This window comes from Actinosynnema mirum DSM 43827 (assembly GCF_000023245.1).
GTDB classification, from domain to species: domain Bacteria; phylum Actinomycetota; class Actinomycetes; order Mycobacteriales; family Pseudonocardiaceae; genus Actinosynnema; species Actinosynnema mirum.
Map to the genome: position 1 here is coordinate 5,918,358 of NC_013093.1, position 20,655 is coordinate 5,939,012.

Genomic DNA, 20,655 nt, shown 5'->3' on the forward strand with positions numbered 1-20,655 from the left:
GTCGTCGGGCCCGGTCCCCGTCAGTGCCGCACGCCCGCGATCTGGGTGGCGTGCGCGACCAGGCGGCCCCGGCTGTCGAAGGCCTGCGCGGTCTCGTCCATGCGCTGACCGCCGACGTCGCCCGCCACCATGCGGATGCGGACCGGCCCCGGCGCGGGGAGGCGGCGGACGTGCGCGGACATCTGGATCGTCGGGGCCCAGCCGGTCAGGCCGAGGTCGTAGGAGATCGGCGGCACCGGGTCGAGCGGGACGAGCAGGCTCAGCGGGTCCCAGTCCGCGCCGTCGGCCAGCCGGTGCCAGGTGGTGATCTCGCCCCGGCGGGCCGGTTCGCCGCGCATGAACCCGGCGGCGGCCGGTTCGATGCGCTGCTCGACGACCTTGAGCAGGTCGATGGGGAAGCCGCCGGGCCCCTGGGCGGGCATCAGCAGGCAGTCCTCCTCGGCCGGTCCTCCCTGTTCCACCGAGGTCCACCAGGGTTCGGCGTCCTCCAGGCGCCCGAGGGTGACGAGGGCGTCGGCGCAGCTGGTCCCGTCCTGGGTGAGGCGGGTGCGGAACTGGCTGAGCGACCTGCCCGCGCGGATCTCCTCCACCTCGACCTGGACGGGGGCGAGCCGGGGCGACTTCGAGAAGGAGGCGCTGATGGCGAGCAGGTGGGGGTGGGTCGGGGAGGACGCGGCGCGGGCGAGCAGCGCGAGCAGGTACCCGCCGTGCGGGCGCCCGCCGACCGTCCACAGTGGATCGAGGTCGGCGGTGCGGGTCCCGTCCCCGGCGGCGGTGAGCGCGGTGGCCCGGTCGAATTCGCTTCTCACGCTGGGGTTCCTCCGGTCGGGGCGGTCAGGTGGGCGAGCGCGGTCGCCAGGAGCTCGTCCGCGAGCGGGTCGTCACCGCAGGCGCGGGCGAGGGTGAGGGCGCCGACGGCGGTGCAGATGTCCACCAGGGCGCGCTCGCGGCCTGCGCCGTCGAGCGCGCCGATCAGGTCCGCGGTGCGGCGCAGCCCGTCGGCGAACGCCTCGGGCAGCGGCGATCCGGGAGCCGAGCGGGCGCTGTCGGAGGCGAGCGCGGTGATGGGGCAGCCCCGGTCGGGGGCGTCGCGGTGGCGCGTGGAGAGGTAGGAGGCGAGGAAGGCGGCGCGCGGGGGCTCACCGGACTCCTCGGCGCGCCGGACCAGCCTGCGGACGGCCTGGGCGCGCTCCTCGAACGCGGAGGCGAAGGCCAGGGCGACGAGGTCGTCCTTGGAGCCGAAGTGCCGGTAGAAGCCACCGTGGGTGAGGCCGACGTCGGCCATGACCTGCTGGACGCGCAAGCGGTCGACGCCGTGCTCGCGGATGGCGCGGCTGGCCGCGTCGAGCACCTGGGCCCGGTGCTCGGCGGCCCGCGCCTGGCTGGCCCTGGGCACACCCACCTCCCCTACTGGCCGGTAACCGGATAGATGACGTGCATCATCTATCACCGGCGCGCGGCCGGCAAGGGGGTCTGAGCAGCGAGAAGCGGGCCCCGCCGGAGCAGGACCCGCTTCCCGTCAGACCGTCAGACCGTCAGCCGCGCGTCAGCCGCTCAGCTCCGCGCAGGTCTTCGCGTCCGGGTCGGCGCCCGCCTGCGGCACCCACCGCACGTTCGCGAACGACGCCTCGAACTGCCCGTCGGTGTAGACCAGGAACGGCGTGTTCACGCCCTCCAGGTCGAGGCCCGTGGCCTCGAAGCAGGTCACCGGCACCTTCACCGTGGCCTTCTCCCCCACCGTCAACGAGGTGAACACCCCGGTCGCGTTCACCTCGCCGAGGCACGGGTACGTGCAGTGCGCGCTCAGCACCGTCCGCGCCGCGGGCTTCTGGTGCACGATCACGTCGAACACGAGCGCCCCGTTGGTGTTCCGGTAGCCGCGCAGGTCGCTCACCCCGCCCTGCTGCTGGAGGTACACCTGCGCCGGGCCGACGCCGGTCCACTTCGCGCGCAGCGCGTCCGCCTGCACGTTGACGTCGGACGGGACGACCGAGATCTCCGCGTGCGCGGCCGTGGCGTCCGGACCGATCTCCGTGCCGCCCCAGTTCTCCGCCGAGCCGATGAAGCTCTTGTACGGCGCGACGTCCTGCCGCACGAAGACGTCCAGGTCCTCGGTCGCGTTGCCGCCACCGCCGCCGCCGGAGCACCCGGTCTCGGGCGAGGTCTCGTCCAGGCGGCCGACCTTGCCGCGCTCCCACGTCCTCAGCCCGTAGCCGGGCTTGAACAGCGGGTCGTAGCCCTCCTGGCCGGGGTTGAGCGGCGTCTGGCACGCGCCCTTGGGCCAGGAGTAGGAGAGCGTCCCGGTGAAGCCGGGGAACGTGTGCCAGCCGCGCACCAGCTGGTCGGCGACGCCGCCGCCCTCGGTGCCGGGCAGCCAGGCCGCGACGAACGCGTCCGAGCGGTTCAGCTCCTTGTTCACGTGCAGCGGCCTGCCGGACACGTAGACCGTGACGACCGGCGCGCCCTTGCCGCTGACCTTGTCCAGCACGGCCAGGTCGTTCGGGTAGAGCTTCGCCGCCTCCAGCGAGCGCCTGCCCAGGTCGCCGTTGCCCTCGGCGTACGGGGTCTCGCCGATGACCGCGATCACCGCGTCGAAGCCCTTGGGGTCGACGTCGCCGGTCTCGCTGAACACCACGTTCTTCTCGCCGAGCGCCTGCTTGAGGCCGCCCAGGATGGTGGTGCCGTTGGGGAAGTCGGCGTTCGTGTTGCTGGTGCCCTGCCAGGTGAGCGTCCACCCGCCGGTCTGGTTCTGCATCGAGTCGGCGCTCTTGCCGACCACCAGGACCTTGGCGCGCGGGCTGAGCGGCAGCACGTTGCCGTTGTTCTTCAGCAGCACCTGCGACTTGCGCACCGCCTCGCGGGCGAGGTTCTTGTGCTGCAACGCCTTGTCGCCCGCGTGCTCGCGCTGGGACGGCTTCGGCGCGTCGAACAGGCCCGAGCGCAGCTTGACGCGCAGGATGCGGGTCACCGCGTCGTCGATGCGCGCCTGCGGGATCTCGCCGGACTCGACCTGCGCGGTGGTGTTGGCGATGAACGCCTTCCAGTCGGCGGGCACCATGACCACGTCGACGCCCGCGTTGATCGCCTGCGGGCAGCTGGAGTTGGTGCAGCCGGGGACCTGCCCGATGCCGTTCCAGTCCGTCACGACGAGGCCGTCGAAGCCCATCTTGTTCTTGAGGATGTCGTCCAGCGCGCGCTTGCTGCCGTGCAGCTTGCCCTCGTCGATGCCGAGGTCCGCGTTGGTCCAGCTGTTGAACGACACCATGACGGACTGGGCGCCCGCGGCGAGCGCGCCGTAGTAGCCCTGGCCGTGCAGGTTGATCATCTCGGCCTCGGACGAGGGGTTGACGCCCTGGTCCTTGCCACCGGTCGTGCCGCCGTCGCCGATGTAGTGCTTGGCGGTGGCGATCACGCCGTCCGCGCCGATCCGGCGCTTCGCGTCGTCCTGCAGGCCCTTGGTGGCCTCGTAGCCGTAGGCGCGGACGATCCTCGGGTCCTCGGAGAAGCCCTCGTAGGTGCGGCCCCAGCGGTCGTCCCGCGGCACGGCCAGGGTCGGCGCGAACGCCCAGTCCTGGCCGGTGGCGCGGATCTGCTCGGCGGTCGCGGCGCCGATGTCGCGCACCAGGCACGGGTCCTGCGCGGCGCCCAGGCCGATGTTGTGCGGGAAGACGGTCGCGCCGTAGACGTTGTTGTTGCCGTGCACGGCGTCGATGCCCCACAGCACCGGCACCTTCAGCCTGGTGCTGACGGAGGCCTGCCAGAACGAGTCGGCCAGCGCGAGCCAGTCGCCGGTGGAGGCGTGCTTGTCCCGGTTGGGCCAGGAGCCGCCGCCGTTGAGCACCGAGCCGATGTTGTGCTGGCGCACCTCGTCGGGCGTGATCGAGACGATCTCGGGCTGCGTCATCTGGCCGATCTTCTCGGCCAGCGTCATCTTCGAGACGAGCTCGCGCACCTTGCGCTCGTCGGCGGGGGTGGACTTGACCTGGCTGGTGACCTTGGGCCAGGTGGCCAGGGTGGGCAGCGACTTCTCGATCCGGGCGCAGCCGTGCTCGGTGCGCGGTTCGCCGATGACCGGCTGCTTGGGGCCTCCCCCGTGCGCGGACGCCGGTGCGGCGGCGGCCGTGAACAGGCCCGCTGTGAGTAGTGCGACCAGTGCCGTGCTCAGGTGTCTGCGGGACATCGCGTTGGTCCGTCTCCTCGGCTGGGCGGCGGCGTTGCCTGCGACGCATCCTGAAGTGGCCTGGACCACCCGTCAAGGGGAGATGGGAGCGCTCTCATGGCGGTTGCGCGGGTTTGTCACCCGGTTGGCGCAACGCGTCGGCGTCGTCGCGGTGGTGCGCGATTCCGGCCGGGAAGCGGACATGTCGGCACGAGCGGCCCCGTCCCCCGCCGTCGGGGGCGGGGCCGCCGCCAGGCCGGTCAGACGCCGATGTTCGACTGCGGACCCGCGTAGGTCCGGACGAGGTTCGGGACGTCGGCGGCCGGGTCCAGGGTGTAGGTGTAGAACGTCTTCGGGTCGAAGGCCGCTCCGCCGCTCTGCTGCTTGCCGCTGGAGTTGACGACCACGTTGCCGCTCTGCTTGAGCTGGGCGGTGTCGTCCTTGTAGTAGGGGTCCTTGACCTTGTCGAAGTACGAGTTCTCCAGGACCATCTTCGTGGCGCCGCGCGCGTAGTTGCCGTAGGACTTCACGTTCTGCAGGTAGTTGTTGTACAGGTGCGCGTAGGCGACGTTGTCGGTGCTGGGGTTGCGCTGGTCGGTGTCGCGGATCCAGTTGTGGTGGATCGTGATGCGGGCGGTGACGTTGTCGGTCCAGCCGATGCCGAAGGACTTGTTGTTGTCCGCCAGCACGTTCCAGGACACGGTCAGGTCGGTGGTGTCCTTGCGGCTGTCGATCAGGCCGTCGTTCATCCGCGTGATGGTGTTGTGGTCGATCCAGACCTTGGTGGAGCTGTCGATCTGGATGCCGTCGTAGTCGAAGTCCTTGTCGTCCGGGTCGTCCGAGGCGACGCGGGTGTCGCGGATGGTGAGGTTCCGGATGATCACGTTCGACACGCCGTTGAGGGTGAACCCGCCGTTCACGATCTGCCCGGACGTGCCGACCCCGACGATGGTCTTGTTCGACGTCACCGGGATCTCCTTCCCGTACGGCGTCACCGTGATCCGGCCGGAGACCTTGATCGTGTAGGGCGTGCTCGCGCCCGCGTACTTCACCAGGTCGGCGAAGGTCGTGACGGTGACCGAGGGGCCGCCCGCACCGCCGGTGGCGCCCCTGGCGAAGCCGTCGGCCGCGCTCGACCAGTCGCGCGCCGCCGAGGGGTCGGCGGTGGCCGCCACCAGCGGGTTCCAGCCGTCGCTACCGGCCAGGTACTTCTGCGGCGTGTACTCAGCGGCCTGCGAGTCGGACAGCTGCGGCCGGTTCGAGTTCGACCCCGCGCCGCTGCCCGTGTTCCGGTACTCCAGGAACCGGGCGTTCCTCCAGCTGTTGTCCGACATGTCCGTCCACGGCTCCGACGTCCTGACCGTCGCCGACAGGGTCGACTCCCGGTACAGCACCTGCGCGTCCGGACGCCACGGCCGACCCAGCTGCGTCACGTCGTCCGCCGCACCCGTGACCGTCGACCGGTAGAACAGGAACCCGTACTTCTTCCCCGCCCCCGTGCTCGCCGCCGTGATCGGCCCACCACCGGAACGCTTCTCGTGCACCGTCGTCCGGTGGAACACGACCGTCCCCCCGCCGAAGACGAAGTCCACCGTCCCCTCGACATACGAGTCCACCACGTACGCGCGGGTGGCGTCGTTGACCAGGAACGTGTCCTGATCACCCAACAACCGCACGTTCCGCAGCACGATCCGATCCGCGTTCGTCTGCAACGCCACCGCCTGCGCCCCCGACGGCACACTCGACTCGTCCAGATCGTTCGAGATCGTCAGGTTCTCCGCCACGAACCCCGCACCCCGCGCGAAGAACGACGCGCTGTTCGACGTCCCGTGCGTGTACGCGCTGTTGTTGTACACGATCACCGTGCCCGACGGACCCGACCCCAACCCCCGCAACGTGATGTTCGGCTTGTCCGCCGGAACCGTCACCACCTCGCGATAGGTCCCCGCCTTCACCGTGATCACCGTCCGCGCCGAGCTGTTCGACGGCGCCGCGTTCACCGCGTCCTGCACCTTCCGATACGTCCCCGTCCCATCAGCCGCCACCGTCGGCTTCTCCGCCGACGCGGCAGGGGTGAACAACCACTGCTTGTTCGAGTTCTCCGAGCAGGTCTCCTGGATCACCGCCGCGCCGGCCGTCGTCGAGCCGCCCTTGGTGGTCAGGCACTTGCCGTTGGCGGCGTTGACCACCTGGTAGGTGCCGCTCCCGGATGCGGTGACGTGCCACTGCTGGTTCGCGGCCGACACGCAGGCGCGCTGCTGGAGCGCGGCGCCCGAGGCGGTGTTGCCGTTGACCGGCTCGACGCACTTGCCGCTGTTGGCGTTGACCAGCGTGCCGGACGAGGACCAGGTGAACTGCTGCCAGCGGTCGGAGGTGCAGCCCCACTGCTGCAGGAGCGCGCCGTCGGCCGTGGACCCGCCGACGACGTCCAGGCACATGCCGCTCCTGGTCACGGCGAGGGTGTAGGTGGTGCCGGACGCCGGGGTCGCGGCGTCGGCCTCGGGGGCGGTGAGCACCGCCGGGGCGGTCAGCCCGGCGGCCAGGGCCACCACCGCGAGAACCGCTCTGGGAATGAGCGCCACTTTCTCCTCCTCGTTGAGGATTGGTCTGGCCTGGGAGCGCTCCCGGAATGCGACTGTAGCCACGCGTCCGGGGCTCCGAAAGACAGACATCCGAGCTTTCGAACGCTTCGACGGCATTCGTTCGACAGGTGTTCGGGCACGGAGCGTACGGATATTCCACATTCCGACGAGGTGAGACGCGATGCGGGACCACCACAAAGCGGTGGGTGACGGAGAAGGTCCGGGCAACCGCTTTCCTGCGGCCTCCGCGACCCCGTTCCGACTACTAGCCTGACCCCCGTGCACCCGGTGACCGAACCACACACGAGCGGGCGGCTGGCGGTCGGCGACGGCCACGAGCTGCACTGGCAGATCCACGGGAACCCGACCGGGAAACCGGTGGTGGTCCTGCACGGCGGGCCGGGGTCGGGCAGCCGCGCCAGGGCCACCAGGCTGCTCGACCCGGCGGTGTACCGGGTGGTGCTCTTCGACCAGCGCGGCTGCGGGCGCTCGACGCCGCACGCGGGCGAGCCGGAGGTCGACCTGTCCACCAACACCACGGACCACCTGGTGGCGGACCTGGAACTGCTGCGCGCGTCCCTGGACGTCGAGCGCTGGCTGGTGCTCGGGGGGTCCTGGGGCGCGGTGCTCGGGCTGGTCTACGCGCAGCGGTACCCGGAGCGGGTGACCGGGCTGGTGCTCGCGGGCGTGGCGACCGGGCGGCGGGCGGAGACGGACCTGCTGACGCGTGGGCTCGGGGAGGTGTTCCCGCGGGCGTGGCAGGAGTTCAGCGACTTCGTCGGCGCGCCCGACGGCGACCTCTCGGCGGCCTACCTGGAGCGGCTGGTCGACCCGGACCCACTGGTGCACCTCGCGGCGGCGGACGCCTGGTGCGCGTGGGAGGAGGCGATGCTGCCGCAGACGCCGGGGTCGTTGGAGGACGTGGTGGGGCGGGACCGGCTGGCGTTCGCGCGGCTGGTGGCGCACTACTGGGCGCACGGGAGCTGGTTGCGGGAGAACGAGGTCCTGGACGGCTGCGACCGGCTGGCCGGGGTGCCGGGGATCGTGGTGCAGGGCGAGCTTGACCTGATCAACCTGGTCGGGACGCCGTGGCTGCTGGACCGGGCCTGGACGGCCGGCGAGCTGGTGGTGGTGCGGGAGACCGCGCACGGCGGGTCGGCGGCGCTGAGCGAGGCGTGGAAGGCGGCGGCGGACAGCTTCCGGTGACGCGGGACCGGCGCCCCCTCGCGCGGGGAGCGCCGGTCCGGTCAGCGAATCGGGGTCGGGGTCAGCGGCGTGAGGTCAGCGGCGCAGGGTCAGCACGCCCGGCCGCCACGGCAGGCGGTCGTACGGGCCGGTCGCGCCGGGGTCCTTGCCCTGGTAGAGCAGCTGCAGGTTGCACGGGTCGATGGTCTTGGTCTGGTCGGGGTTCTGGCGCACCAGGTCGCCGTGGCTGATGTCATTGGTCCAGCCCGCCCCGCTGTTCGCCTTGCCCGCGAAGGGGTTGCTCTCGGTCGCGGCCTGCGGGGTCCAGGAGCCGCCGAGGCTGCTGGAGGTGAACGACCGGAAGTAGCGGCCGTTCGCGCCCATCGCCTCCACGATCATGAGGTACTGGTTCTGCCCCTGGACCTTGTACACCTCGACGCCCTCGAAGAGGTTCTCCTTGGTGTCGCTCATGATCTGGGTCCAGGACGAGCCGAAGTTGCCGGGGAAGTTCCCGAGCGGCATGGTGCTCCGGTAGATCTTCCCGTTGTCACCGGCGAAGAACAGGTACATGTTCGTGCCGTCGGCGATCAGCGTCTGGTCGATCGGACCGGTGCCGGAGTTCGGGATGCTGCCGGTGAACAGGGGCTGCGGCGAGGACCAGCCGTTGGCGTTGGTGGGGTCGCTCGACGTCCGGTAGCTGAACGCGGTCGGGCCCCACTGGTAGGCCAGCACCCAGATGTTCTTGGGGGCGAAGTAGAGCAGCGTCGGCGCGACGGTCCCGCTGCTCATCGCGTTCTGCGGGGCCGAGGCCAGGTCGGACCAGTTCGTGACGGACCCGAAGTTCATCGAGCCGTACGTCGCGGACGAGGTGACCATCGTGCCGTAGACGAGGTGCTTGCCGTTGTGCACGACGGAGGTGAAGTCCTTGAGCGCCAACCAGCCCGACTTGGGGTTCGCCAGCGAGCCGGTGGAGGACCAGCGGTAGCTCGACGGCAGCGAGCAGGTGCCGCCGGGCTGGGTGGTGGTGGTCGTCGGACCGCTGCCACCGCCGACCCTGACGAGCTGCCACTGCTGGTTGGCGCCGTTCCAGTCCGAGTACTGCACGACGTTGCCGCCGTCGGCGGTGGACGCGCCCTGCACCTCGACCGCCTTGCCGCTGTTGCGGTTGACCAGGCGCACGTAGCCGCTGTCCGAGTCGAGCAGGCGGAACTGCTGGTTGGTGGTGTTGTTGTCGGTCCACTGGACGATCGCGCCGCCGTCGGCGGTGGAGAAGTTGTGGACGTCCAGGACCTTGCCGGACAGCCGGGACCTGAGCCGGTAGTCGCCGCCGCCCGAGTCGACGAACTGCCACTGCTGCTGGTCGCCGTCGTTGCGGGCCCACTGGGTGATGCGGGCGCCGTCGTCGGTGAGCAGGTTGTAGACGTCGAGCGCCTTGCCGCTGTTGCGGTTGACCAGCACGTACCACGCGCTCGTGTCGACGGTCGCCGCCGACGCGGGTGGCGCGCCGAGCGCGACCAGCACGCCGCCGAGCAGCGCGGCGACGGCGGCGAGGACACCGGCCAGGCGGCGCGCGGGCGCTCGCGGGGCGGTGGTGGGCGGGCGCTGTCCTGGTCCGGGCATGGCCGTGCTCCTCTTCGTCGAGGTGAGGGGCGGCGCTCGGGCGGTGACTGGGGCTCGCGGCGGCCCGTTTCCGGACCGGGTGTGGGAGTGGACCGCCGCTGCCGCGAGCGCCGCCGGTCTTTTCGCCCAGAACTGTGCGGGACGGGAAGTGGCCGGTCAAGGCGCATCGACAATGTTTCGCACGGGCGCTCCGAAGATTCCCGGAATGGGCTCGGATGCTAAAGGCGGGCAATTCTTTTAGCAGTCCGGGAATGCGCCCGCCCGCCGGTCCGGGATCGGCGGGCGGGCTCGCTCCGCGCTGCGGCGGGGTTGCCGGCGCGGGTCGACGCGCGGGTCCAGCAGGCAGTCCCTGGCCTCGTTCGTGACCACCGCGTACGCGGGCGGCTCGGCGCCGGGCACGACCAGCGCCACGACCGCCGCCGCGGCGGCAACGCCCGTCAGCACGCCGAACCGCTTCACCCCCACGGCGACCGCCGGACCCCCTCGCGCTGGAGCGCGAGCAGGACCTCCCGCTCCCCCACCCGGTTCTCGGAGTGCTCGGCCAGCGCGGTCCGCAGCGTCGACTCGTCACGCACGTCAGTTCTCCTTCACGGTGAGCGCGGGTTCGAGCGCGGGGCCGAGGGCGTGCGACCGGACGCGCGGCGCGGCCGTCGGCCGGGTCGGCGGTCGGGCGCCCAGCGCGTCCAGGGTACTGATCCGGGGAGCGGGTCGAGGCGCTCGGTGACTGTTGCGCTTCCGGTGGGAATTCTCCGCACGCCCCTGCCCTCGGGGACTTCGGAACCGGTGAAAAGACCTCGAACCGGGCGGGCGCGCGCTGCTAGCGTCCGGCCATGGCCCGGTTCTACGTGGTGGCGACGGGTTCGGCCTCGGGGGCGCTGCTGGCGGACGTGCTGGCCAGGCACCGGAGGATGGTCGGGGACCGGGTGCGGTTCCTGGCGGGCGCGGGGGTGGCGCGGACCGAGCTGGGGCTGGTGTCCACGGAGCTGTTCGACCCGACCTCGGCGCGGCACGTCGCCGGGCTGGCGGCGCTGCGGGCGCGGTGCCCCGGCCTGGAGGTCGACGACGAGCTGGGCGCGCCGGTGACCTCGCTGGGGTTCGGGTCGGACGCGTCGAACTACCGCCGGTGGTGGGTGGAGGCCGACCAGCGGGTGCGGGTGGTGGAGACGGGCGCGCGGGCTGAGCTGTGGCGCGCGGTGCTGGCGGCGGCGGGGGCTCCGGGGTGCACGACCGTGGTGGCGCCCGCGACGTGGGAGGAGCCCGTGGCGGCGGCGGTGTCCCAGGTCCGGGAGGCGCCCGCCGAGCTGCCGGGCGCGCGGGAGCGGGGGCACGGGGTGGACGTGCTGCGGTGGTCGCTGGTGCGCGGGGTGGACGAGGCGGTGGCCCGGCGGGAGCTGGGGCGCGAGCTGGGCGGGCTGGTCGACCGGGTGGTGGTGATGGTGCACCGGTACCGGGGCGGGACGCCGCCGGACGCGGGGCCGCCCAGGGGCTCGGAGGAGCTGGTCGCCGTGTGCGCCGGGGCGCGGGAGGGCGTGCGGGGCGCGTTGGCGCGGTTCGACTTCGGCGCGGCGGCGGGCGAGGTGTGGCGGGTGGTCCAGATGGCCAACCGGTACCTGGAGGTCAGCAGGCCGTGGGAGCTGTCGCGGAGCGCGGACCCGAGGGTGGACTCGGTGCTGGCGGTGCTGCTGGCGGCGTGCCGGGTGCTGGCGGTGGAGCTGACGCCGTTCGCGCCGGGGTTGGCGGCGCGGGTGGCGGAGCAGTGCGTGTCGCTGGCGGACGTGCTGCCGCAGCCGCGCGGGGTGTTCCCCAAGTTGTAGGGCCCCCGCGCGGCTGGGCGGCGCTCAGGCGTCCCGCCTGGCCCGCAGGATGATGTCCACGTGGTGGTTGTTGGCCTTCAGGGCGCGGTCGCGCTTGACGTCGGTCTCGATGGTCCAGCCGTCGCCGAGCAGGGCGCGCACGTCGGCGGGTGAGGCGAAGTCGGCGTACGGGAACTCGGTGCCGTCGTGGCCGTGGAACGCGCCCTCGGCCGGGGTGTCGTGGGCGACGAGCAGCAGGCGCCCGCCCGGCGCGACGGCCTCGACGAGGTGCTTGGCGGTGTCGGGGGCGGACTTGAGGATCGGGAGGTAGTGCGCGGAGACCAGGTCGTAGGTCTCGGCGGGGGCCTCCTTCGCCAGGTCGAGCAGCCTCCAGGTGATCTCGTGCGGGGTCTGCACGGCGGCGGCGCGGTCGAGGGCGACCTGCGAGATGTCGACGGCGGTGACCCGCCACCCCTGCGCCGCGAGCCAGCGCGCGTCGGAACCGTCGCCGCAGCCGACGTCCAGCGCGCGCCCGGCGGGCAGGCCGGTGATCTCGTCGACGAGGGCCCCGTTGGGGTTCCCGCTCCAGCTGAAGTCGACGTTGGTGTACATGGCGTCCCAGAACTCCTGATCCACGGGACGATGGTGCGTCCGGTCGCGGCGGGCGGGCAACTTTTGTTGCCGGAATGGCAACGCGGGTTGTGGACGGGTGGTCCCAGGGGCGCCGGTCACGGGACCCCGTGCCGCGCGCAGGCCGCCGACCAGGGCTTTGTCGAAGATCAACGCGACCTATACTCCCGCTGTCGACCACCCGCGCGGCCCGACCCCGTTCTCGCGGTCCCCGGAGCGCGGGTGGAGCCGGGAACTCGGGGAGGACCTGCCGTGCGGGCAGTGGTGGTGGGTGGTGGGGTCAGCGGTCCCGTCGTGGGCGTGGCGCTGCGCAAGGCCGGGTGGGACGCGGTGGTCCTGGAGGCCCGCGACACCCCGCCCGAGGGGCTCGGCGACGGGTTGTCGCTGGCGCCCAACGGGATGCGGGCGCTGGACGTGCTCGGGCTCGGGGACGCGGTGCGGGGTGTCGGGGACGACATCACCGGGCTGGTCGTGCGCAACGGCGCGGGCCGGGTGCTCGGGGAGCTGACCAGCGATCCGGCGATGCTGCTGGTGTGGCGGGGCGAGCTGCGCAAGGTGCTGCGCGCGGAGGCGGCCCGGCGCGGGGTGCGGGTGCTGCACGGGCGGCGGCTGCTGCACGTGAACGAGCGGGAGGCGGTGTTCGCGGACGGCAGCCGGGAGCGGTTCGACCTGCTGGTCGGGGCGGACGGGGTGCGGTCGGCGGTGCGGCGGTACGTGGTGCCCGAGGCGCGGCCCCGCTACGCGGGGGTGCTGGGGTTCAGCGGGAACATCCCGTTCACCGGGCAGAACAGCACCGGCGGGAAGGTCGTGCTGGTGCACGGGCGGCGCGGGTTCTTCGGCTACCAGGTGCTGGAGGACAGCTCGGGCGGCTGGTTCGCGCACCTGCCGAGCCCGGCGGCGCTGACGGTCGCGCAGGTGCGCGAGCGCGACCCGAAGGACTGGATGGCGGAGCTGACCTCGGTGTTCGGCGAGGACCGGGGGCCCGCGGTGGAGCTGATCGGGCGGACCGCGCCGGACGCGCTGGTGCTGTCCGGGGCGCTGGAGGAGCTGGACCCGCTGCCCCGGTGGTCGCGGGGGAACGTGGTGCTGGTCGGGGACGCGGCGCACGCGCAGTTCCCCAACTCGGGGCAGGGCGTGGCGCTGGCCGTGGAGGACGCGGTGGAGCTGGCCCGGTGCGTGCGCGACCTGGGGGCGGCGGGCGGGGTGGTGGCGTTCGAGCGGCTGCGGAGGGCGCGGGTGGAGCGGATCGGGCAGCTGGCGGGCCGGGCGGTGCGCAGCGCGGTGACCGGGCCGGTGGGGCGGGCGGTGCGGGACCTGGTGATGCCGGTGGCCATTCGGCGGGTCGGGCCGAGCGCGTTTCCTTGGCACCGGCACGAGATCGACTGGGACGCTCGGGTGACGGGGTGAGAGCAAAGGCAAGGAGGATACCTGCGACAGCAACCCCGAAGTTCACATCTCTCAATTATCAAGACAGTAGTATACGCCCACAAAATAGCTTCCAGTCAAAATTCCTATATAATGAAATTATTATATATTTTTTAGAATTAGCTGGTTGAAGTTTTGGCCGATAGGGAATCCGGCAGAGCGTGGCTGCACCATGGATCGTCGATGACGAGTTACGGGATTTCGTCAAGCCGTTGATATCCGCGCCCCACCAGAATTTCCACCATCCCGACCGTAAGCGGTTGCCTACTCATCGGCGCTTGCATGGCATCATGTTCGTACTGCATACCGACATCGAGTGGGCCGCCCCGCCCGTCAAGTTCGGGTTCGGTCCCGACTCGACCTGCCGCCGCAGGATGGCGGAGTGGGTCGAGGCAGGGGTCTGGCAGTGCCTGTACGAGGTGGTGCTCGCCGAACTGCACGCGGTCAACCGGACCGACTGGTCACGTACGGCCATCGACTCCTCCCATATGAGGCATTAAAAGGGGGTGCTTCGCCGAACCCAGCCCGGTCGACCGCCACAAAAGTGGCTCGAAATATTATTTCGTTGTCGATAATGCCGGTCACCCGCCGACCATCGCACTCAGTGCCGCCAATACCCACGAAAGCACCACCCCGCCCGAGACTCTCAACGTGACGCCCTGCATCGCAAGCGAACCCAGCAGAACCAGGTGGCGACCTGAGGTGATGCTCGCCGACCACAGTTACGTCAGCACTGTAAGCCGGGATGCACTACGACAGCGGGGAATTGTCCCGCTCATCGCCCGACGCAGCCACCCACCCCCGACTCAGGCCTAAGCACGCTGCAGTGGGTGGTCGAACGCACCCTGTCCTGGCTGCCCCAGTACCGGCGGCTATACACCCGCTGGGACCGTCTGGCCGAACTGTACCGAGGCATCCTGATCCTGACCTGCTACCGACGACTTAACTTATTCCAAAAAAATCTAAATTAAGACCACCTAACAACTTTATTTACGCTAAATTCTAAGATAGCCAGACGGTTTTTATCACCTCCGATGGGCGAAACAAATAATTTACCAAACACCTCATCTACATCGATCTTGTAACACAACGACACATGAGTTACGATATTGCATACAGCTAGTCTACCCTACAAGTTTAGACAACAAAAAACCTCGATAGGGATAGGAATCAAAATCCACACAGGAAATGCCCGGCCAGTCAATTGAGAATCAAATAACAGCAAAACCAATCGGCGGGCAGTAACGTTAAAAACCGTCACCGTTCTTGAACCTTTAAATAAGAAATATTAGACACAAAGGGGACGGCATGCAAATACTCTACGCGGTCGATTTCGATGTCGACGAAGTTCGGTTAAACACAAATAATAAAATAAGTAAAATAGCTTTCGACACGGCACTCCAATGCGCCGCTGACTGGATTAACCAAACAGCTGGTAATCCAATCTCGGTCACCAATCTCCAGAACAACGGTTTTATAGCACTAAAATCTAACCGCCCCAACTACATGCGCACAGCCTCTTGGAACGCGCTTGGCGACGGAATATCACGCACAGTGCGACTAGAGGTTGTCGACAAAGACAAAAATACTGAGGGTGAATTTTTTACACGCATCACTCTTGGATTTTTAGAAGATCAACTAAAACTCAGGGTTTCCATGGCTCGAACCTTCCCGACTGACTGGCTATCCCCTATGCCGCCAGCAGATTTACGTCAGCCTGGCGTGATAACCAAGCTTATACGCAGCGACCGGATCAACCTTAGAATAAAAAAGCAAAGGCAGGACGGCAGATATATTCAGATTCGATCAGCGGCAGAAGTTGACACCCTGATAGATGCCCTACAGGGCAATGAGCGCTTACCAATCTTAATAATTCATGCTAGAACAATTCCAGCCTTAGACGCTGCCCGTATGGCTGCAAACAAACTGGTCGGACTGGTCAGGGTCGTCACTGTTGACTACAGCGCACTCAACCAAATCACACGAGAGTTACCCTTATGTGCGCCTAATTACGCGGGAGCGCGTCTAGTCTGGAGCGATATCTCTGCCCCAACAGTTGATTTTGACACCAATAAGGTCAACGGAGATGACTCGGACTGGCTCCGAGCACAGTTGATGAACAAGCTGGCCCCTGTTTCAGTACTGAGCCGTGGTGTCGACCAAACTTACCGACGGGCACGTCAAGAGCAGTCAACCGCGCGGATTAATGAAGCCGAGGCCAGATCCGATGCGGTTGCCGCAACAGGTGACCTCTCAGCGCAGGTTAACATGCTCAAAGAGCAGATCCAAACGTTGCAGTCAGACATAAAGGACTGGCAAGCGATAGCTTTCGAGGCCGAGGCAGAGGCTATCCAGGCGAAAGCACAGGCAGAGCGTGTCCCAGCCCTGGAAGAGCGGGTTAACCAACTTGATATTGCGCTTAATGCAAAACATATCGAACATGACGAAACAGCACAAAAAGTTGACCCATGGGCCTCTTTACCTCTCATGGAAAGCGGTTCTAAGGAAAAGGCTCAAGAACTCTTTTTGCGACTTCAAGAACTTACCTCAGAGCACATAATATTCACCGGGCGCGCTCTCACTTCATGGAAAAAATCGCGCTACCCACGACCCGGCGAGATGCAAGAAGCTCTGGTAAAACTTAGCCAGGCAGCAATAAAGCTATATGACGGATCCGAGCGCTCTATGAACCATTTAGACAAATGGCTCTACGAAGAGTTTGATCTAAAAGTAGCTTTACAAGATGACACTATCGGGAAGAAAAGGACTTTATGGAAGTTCATACACGAAGGTCGTCCATACAACCGCACGCCACACATCAAGGTACGGGATAATGCGCCGCACCAAGAAGTTGGCCGAATCCATTTCGCCCTCGACTCAACACATGCCCGCATCATTGTCGACCACGTGGGCGTAAAACTTTACTAAAATTTTAATCCAAATAATAGCTCGTAAACCAGTCATGCCCGAGATCCCAAAATGGCATCTCGCCGCTAAAGCGGCGACTCTTCCCAGCAGCGGCCCGAACAAGCCTGTAGAGAAAAAAAATTAATATCGATTCACTAAAAGTGCGATGGTCTAAAACGGAACGCGGAGAGCTCTACAGCAGCCAGTCAGGGAAGCAAGGAAACGTAGATTTTCCTAGCGCTCACCTAGACCAGAAAAGCCCGGTGGTCGCCCCCGCACGGGAAGCGACCACCGGGCGCCTGCTCACGACGCGCTGCTCTCCAACTCCCGCTCAGGCTCCCCCGCCCGACCCGGCTTGGCCAGCTTCGACGGCCACCAGATCTTCCGACCGATGTCCACCCCCAGCGCCGGCACCAGCAGCGACCGGACGATCAGCGTGTCCAGCAGCACGCCGAACGCCACGATGAACGCCAGCTGCGCCAGGAACAGGATCGGCAGCACGGCCAGGGCCGAGAACGTCGCCGCCAGGACCACGCCCGCCGACGTGATCACGCCGCCGGTGATGGTCAGGCCCTTGAGCATCCCCTCCCTGGTGCCCAGGCGCGCGGTCTCCTCGCGGACGCGGGTCATCAGGAAGATGTTGTAGTCGATGCCCAGCGCCACCAGGAACACGAAGCCGAACAGCGGCACCACCGGGTCCGCGCCGGGGAAGCCGAACACGTGGTTGAACAGCAGCGCCGACACGCCCATGGTCGCGCCGAACGAGAGCACCACGGTGGCCATCAGCAGCAGCGGCGCGACCAGGGAGCGCAGCAGCAGCACCAGGACCAGGAACACCACGAGCAGCACGATCGGGATGATCACCAGGCGGTCGCGGGCCGAGGTGTTCTGGGTGTCGAGCTGGGTCGCGGTCGGGCCGCCGACCTTGGCCTCCGCGCCGTCCACGGCGTGGACCGCGTCGCGCAGGCGCTGCACGGTGGCGGTCGCGGCCTCGGAGTCGGCGGGGTCGGCCAGGGTCGCGTTGATCCGGACCAGGCCCTGCGCGGCGCCCGCGACCTGCGCGTTCGACACGCCGTCGACGCCCGAGGTCGCGGCCAGGACCGCGTCGGCGGACGACTCGCGCGCCAGCACGACCGTGGGCGAGCCGGAACCGCCGGGGAAGTGCCGCGACAGCACCTCCTGGCCCGCCACCGAGTCGACCTCGGTGAGGAAGATGTCGGACTGGGCGGTGCCGGAGGCCTTGAGCTGCGGCACGAACGCGACGCCCGCGAGCAGCACCAGCACGGTGATCACCCACGTCGCGCGCGGCTTGGCGCCGACCAGCCCGGCCACCTTGCCCCACAGGCCGCTGGTCTCCGGGTGCGGCGAGCCGTGCGCGGGGCGGCGCGGCCAGAACGCGGCGCGGCCGAACAGCACGAGCACGGCGGGCAGGAACGTCACGGACGCCAGGAACGCGGCGGCGATGCCGGTGGCGGCGACCGGGCCGAGGCCCTTGTTGCTGTTCAGGTCGCTGAACAGCAGGCACAGCACGCCGAGCACGACGGTCCCGGCGGACGCGGCGATCGGCTCGATCGTGGCCTTCCACGCGGTGCGCATGGCCGCGTACTTGTCCTCGGTGTCGCGCAGCTCCTCGCGGAAGCGGGACACCAGCAGCAGGGCGTAGTCGGTGGCCGCGCCGAAGACCAGGATGAACAGGATGCCCTGGCTCTGGCCGTTGAGGTCGACCGCGCCCGCGTCGGCGAGCAGGTAGACCGCGAGGCTGGCGACGCCGAGCGCGAACACGCCGGACAGCAGCACGATCACCGGCAGCAGCGGGCTGCGGTAGACGAGCACGAGGATCACCGCGACGACGGCGGCGGCGACGAGCAGCAGGATGCCGTCGATGCCGCCGAACGCCTCCTTCAGGTCGGCGATCTGCGCGGCCGGTCCGGTGACCAGCACGGTCAGCCCTTCCGGCGGGGACGCGAACGCCTCGCGCAGCTCCTCGACGCCGGGCGCGGGCTCGGCGCCGTCGAGCAGCACGATCCGCTGGGCGGCCTTGTCGTCCTGCTGCGAGGGGATGAGCGGGGACGCCTCGCCGGGCAGCTCGGCGCCGCCGAGGTACTGGCGGTCGGCGTCGGTGAGGCCGCTGTCACGCTCGGCGATGACGATGGCGGGTACCTGGCGGGAGGTCTCGAACGCCTTGAGCAGGGTCGCGACCTCGGTGGCCTCGGCCGAGGAGGGGAGGAAGGCGGTGTTGTCGTTGACCGACACCTCGCTGAGCTTTCCGGCGTAGGGGCCGCCGAATCCGCCGAGCGCGAGCCACGCCACGGCGATCAGGGCGGGCAGCAGCCAACGTGCGCGGGATGTCACGGGAGAATGTCCTCCGGAGCCATTAACTTCGACCATCGAACTATCTGACGGTCGAAATAGTAGAGGAAGGACGCAGGTGTGGCAGATCACGACCTGCTCGTTCGGCTGTTGCAGCTGCTGACGGTCGAGTCGGACCGCTTCGCCGAGCGGTTCGGGGAGCGCCACCGGATGCACCGCACGGACCTGAACGCCCTGCTCCACATCATGGAGGCGCGCTGGTCCGAGCAGCCGATGACGCCGGGGCGGCTGGCCGAGGTGATGCGGTTGAGCGCGTCGGCGACCACGTCCGTGCTCGACCGGCTGGAGTCCTCCGGGCACGTGCACCGGGTGCGCAGCGCCTCCGACCGGCGGCGGGTGGACCTGGCGGTGGACCAGCGCGCGCTGGAGCTGGGCCGGGAGTTCTTCCTGCCGCTGAACGAGGCGTTCACCCGCGCCTGGGCCGGGTTCGACGAGGCCGAGCGCGCGGTGGTCGCGCGGTTCCTGCGCGCGAGCATCGAGGCCACCACCGAGGTTCGGGACGGCCTGGACGAAGATCACGGTTGACCAGGGACTTCCGCCCTGTCCCGCAGTGATCGGCGCGGGTTACCGTAGCCGCGTGAAGATCCTTTTCTCCAGTCTGGGGACCTTCGGCCACACCTACCCCGTGCTGCCCCTGGTGCGGGCCGCGGTGGAGGCCGGGCACGAGGTGGTCTACGCCACGACCGAGCGGGTGCACCCGGCCATCGCGGCCTCGGGCGCGGAGCCGGTCACGGCCGGGTGGGACGTGCGGCAGGCGGTCGCGCACCAGTTCGGCCGCCCGATGCGCCCGCAGGACCTGTCGCTCGAGGAGCAGGAGCGGGTCTCCGCGATCTCGTTCGGCAAGGTCCTGCCCGAGCGCTTCGCCACCGACCTGGCGCCGCTGCTGGAGCGGCACAAGCCGGACCTGGTGATCCGCGAGGTGCTCAACCTGGGCGCGGCGCTGGCCGCGGCCAAGGCGGACGTGCCGGCCCTGTGCCACGGCCTCGGCCGGATGGACGCGGTCGACCTCGGCCCCGCGCTGCACGCGAACGTGCGCGAGGTCGCGGCCGAACTGGGCGTCGAGCCCGCGGGTGAGGGCCTGCTGCTGGGCAACCCGCTGCTGGACATCTGCCCGCCCGCGTGGCAGCGCGACCTCGGCGACGCCGTGCGGCTCCCGCTGCGGCCGGTGCAGCACAGCGACGACGTGCCGATGCCCGAGGGCGTGGTGGGGCGCGCCGGGAAGCTGATCTACCTGTCGCTCGGCACCGTGTTCAGCGACGCGCCGGTGCTGCGCGGGGCGATCGACGGGCTGGCCGCGCTGGACGCCCGCGTGGTCGTGTCGGCCGGGCCGCTGGTGGACGTGGACGCGCTGGGCGAGCTGCCCGCGAACGTGAGCGTGCACCGCTGGCTGCCGCAGGGCGAGCTGCTGCGGCACGCCGACCTGTCCGTGCACCACGGCGGCATGGGCACCACGATCGGCAGCGCGGTCGGCGGCGCGGTGCACCTGGTGCTGCCGCAGGGCGCGGACCAGTTCGGCAACGCCGAGGCGGTCGTCGGGTCGGGCCTTGGCCGGGCGCTGGTGGGCGCGGACGCGACGGTCGAGGCGATCACCGGGGCCGCGCGCGAGCTGCTCGTGGACGGGGAGCGCCGGGCGGCGGCCGAGGCGATGGCGGCCGGGATCGCGGCGATGCCGTCCCCCGAGGACGTGGTCGCCGACCTGGGGCGGCACGTGTGAGCCGCGCGGCGCGGGGCCCGGCGCTCCCCGAGCCGGACGCCCGCCAGGCCGCCTGACGCGGGGTTCCCCCCAGCCCGCCACCCCGGAACCGCTCCGCCCGACCGCACGCCGTCGCCGGGCCGCTCCGTCCGGGGTGCTCCGCCTCGCGGCACGCCCAGCGCACTTCCGGCGCACTCCCAGCGCACTCCCAGCGCACTCCCGGCGCACTCCCGGCGCACTCCCGGCGCACTCCCGGCGGACTCCACCGAGAGGGTGACCACCACCGTCAGC

15 protein-coding genes are annotated in these 20,655 nt (G+C 69.3%); 7 read left to right on the forward strand and 8 right to left on the reverse strand.

The window, feature by feature from the left end:
- Positions 1 to 20: 20 nt before the first annotated feature.
- The 4 genes from AMIR_RS24640 to AMIR_RS42280 form a co-directional block, all read right to left on the reverse strand.
- The gene (locus AMIR_RS24640; protein WP_015803674.1) at positions 21 to 809 is read right to left on the reverse strand and encodes a thioesterase family protein; all 789 of its coding nucleotides are present in this window, start codon (positions 807 to 809) and stop codon (positions 21 to 23) included.
- On the reverse strand, positions 806 to 1,396 hold the full coding sequence (locus tag AMIR_RS24645; protein ID WP_015803675.1) for a TetR/AcrR family transcriptional regulator: 591 nt from the start codon (positions 1,394 to 1,396) through the stop codon (positions 806 to 808). Before AMIR_RS24645 ends, AMIR_RS24640 begins: the two co-directional genes overlap by 4 nt.
- Before the next feature lie 150 nt (positions 1,397 to 1,546).
- Positions 1,547 to 4,180, reverse strand: a complete 2,634-nt coding sequence (locus tag AMIR_RS24650) for a glycoside hydrolase family 3 protein (protein ID WP_015803676.1) — start codon at positions 4,178 to 4,180, stop codon at positions 1,547 to 1,549.
- A gap of 239 nt (positions 4,181 to 4,419) precedes the next feature.
- Complete coding sequence (locus tag AMIR_RS42280) at positions 4,420 to 6,741, reverse strand: pectinesterase family protein (protein ID WP_085945042.1); 2,322 nt, start codon at positions 6,739 to 6,741, stop codon at positions 4,420 to 4,422.
- A 279-nt stretch (positions 6,742 to 7,020) separates the two neighbouring features.
- Between AMIR_RS42280 and pip the strand changes: the two genes are divergently transcribed.
- The gene (gene pip / locus AMIR_RS24665) at positions 7,021 to 7,947 is read left to right on the forward strand and encodes a prolyl aminopeptidase (protein ID WP_015803678.1); all 927 of its coding nucleotides are present in this window, start codon (positions 7,021 to 7,023) and stop codon (positions 7,945 to 7,947) included.
- A 75-nt stretch (positions 7,948 to 8,022) separates the two neighbouring features.
- Here the strand turns inward: pip and AMIR_RS24670 are convergent, their stop codons facing one another.
- Together AMIR_RS24670 and AMIR_RS24675 are read right to left on the reverse strand one after the other, a co-directional pair.
- Positions 8,023 to 9,546, reverse strand: coding sequence for a non-reducing end alpha-L-arabinofuranosidase family hydrolase (locus AMIR_RS24670; protein ID WP_015803679.1), 1,524 nt, complete (start codon positions 9,544 to 9,546; stop codon positions 8,023 to 8,025).
- Between the two features lie 237 nt (positions 9,547 to 9,783).
- Positions 9,784 to 10,011, reverse strand: a complete 228-nt coding sequence (locus AMIR_RS24675) for a hypothetical protein (protein WP_041837000.1) — start codon at positions 10,009 to 10,011, stop codon at positions 9,784 to 9,786.
- Positions 10,012 to 10,376: 365 nt separating this feature from the next.
- Between AMIR_RS24675 and AMIR_RS24680 the strand changes: the two genes are divergently transcribed.
- On the forward strand, positions 10,377 to 11,360 hold the full coding sequence (locus AMIR_RS24680) for a methionine--tRNA ligase (protein WP_015803682.1): 984 nt from the start codon (positions 10,377 to 10,379) through the stop codon (positions 11,358 to 11,360).
- 24 nt (positions 11,361 to 11,384) lie between these two features.
- On the opposite strand, the gene AMIR_RS24685 is transcribed toward AMIR_RS24680, so the two are convergent.
- On the reverse strand, positions 11,385 to 11,975 hold the full coding sequence (locus AMIR_RS24685) for a class I SAM-dependent methyltransferase (RefSeq protein ID WP_015803683.1): 591 nt from the start codon (positions 11,973 to 11,975) through the stop codon (positions 11,385 to 11,387).
- A 246-nt stretch (positions 11,976 to 12,221) separates the two neighbouring features.
- On the opposite strand from AMIR_RS24685, the gene AMIR_RS24690 reads away from it, so the two are divergent.
- From AMIR_RS24690 to AMIR_RS39550, 3 genes are all read left to right on the forward strand, one after another.
- Positions 12,222 to 13,376 (forward strand): FAD-dependent monooxygenase, encoded by a 1,155-nt coding sequence (locus AMIR_RS24690; RefSeq protein ID WP_015803684.1) that lies wholly within the window; start codon positions 12,222 to 12,224, stop codon positions 13,374 to 13,376.
- Between the two features lie 179 nt (positions 13,377 to 13,555).
- Positions 13,556 to 13,894: a transposase gene (locus AMIR_RS24695; protein WP_187313442.1), complete on the forward strand. Its 339-nt coding sequence runs from the start codon at positions 13,556 to 13,558 to the stop codon at positions 13,892 to 13,894.
- Between the two features lie 808 nt (positions 13,895 to 14,702).
- Entirely contained in the window at positions 14,703 to 16,322 is a 1,620-nt protein-coding gene (locus tag AMIR_RS39550; RefSeq protein ID WP_015803685.1) for a hypothetical protein, read from the forward strand.
- Positions 16,323 to 16,604: 282 nt separating this feature from the next.
- Here AMIR_RS39550 and AMIR_RS24700 read toward each other — a convergent pair whose 3' ends face one another.
- Positions 16,605 to 18,653, reverse strand: coding sequence for an MMPL family transporter (locus AMIR_RS24700; RefSeq protein WP_015803686.1), 2,049 nt, complete (start codon positions 18,651 to 18,653; stop codon positions 16,605 to 16,607).
- Positions 18,654 to 18,731: 78 nt separating this feature from the next.
- Here AMIR_RS24700 and AMIR_RS24705 point away from each other — a divergent pair, with 78 nt between their 5' ends.
- Both AMIR_RS24705 and AMIR_RS24710 read left to right on the forward strand, forming a co-directional pair.
- Positions 18,732 to 19,196, forward strand: a complete 465-nt coding sequence (locus AMIR_RS24705) for a MarR family winged helix-turn-helix transcriptional regulator (RefSeq protein WP_015803687.1) — start codon at positions 18,732 to 18,734, stop codon at positions 19,194 to 19,196.
- Positions 19,197 to 19,248: 52 nt separating this feature from the next.
- Positions 19,249 to 20,385 (forward strand): glycosyltransferase, encoded by a 1,137-nt coding sequence (locus AMIR_RS24710; protein ID WP_015803688.1) that lies wholly within the window; start codon positions 19,249 to 19,251, stop codon positions 20,383 to 20,385.
- The last annotated feature ends 270 nt before the right edge of the window (positions 20,386 to 20,655 follow it).

Excerpts from the sequence above, each read along its gene's own strand:
- AMIR_RS24670 (WP_015803679.1), bottom strand. The coding sequence starts at position 9,546 with ATGCCCGGACCAGGACAGCGCCCGCCCACCACCGCCCCGCGAGCGCCC.
- AMIR_RS24650 (WP_015803676.1), bottom strand. The coding sequence starts at position 4,180 with ATGTCCCGCAGACACCTGAGCACGGCACTGGTCGCACTACTCACAGCG.
- AMIR_RS39550 (WP_015803685.1), top strand. The coding sequence starts at position 14,703 with ATGCAAATACTCTACGCGGTCGATTTCGATGTCGACGAAGTTCGGTTA.
- AMIR_RS24680 (WP_015803682.1), top strand. The coding sequence starts at position 10,377 with ATGGCCCGGTTCTACGTGGTGGCGACGGGTTCGGCCTCGGGGGCGCTG.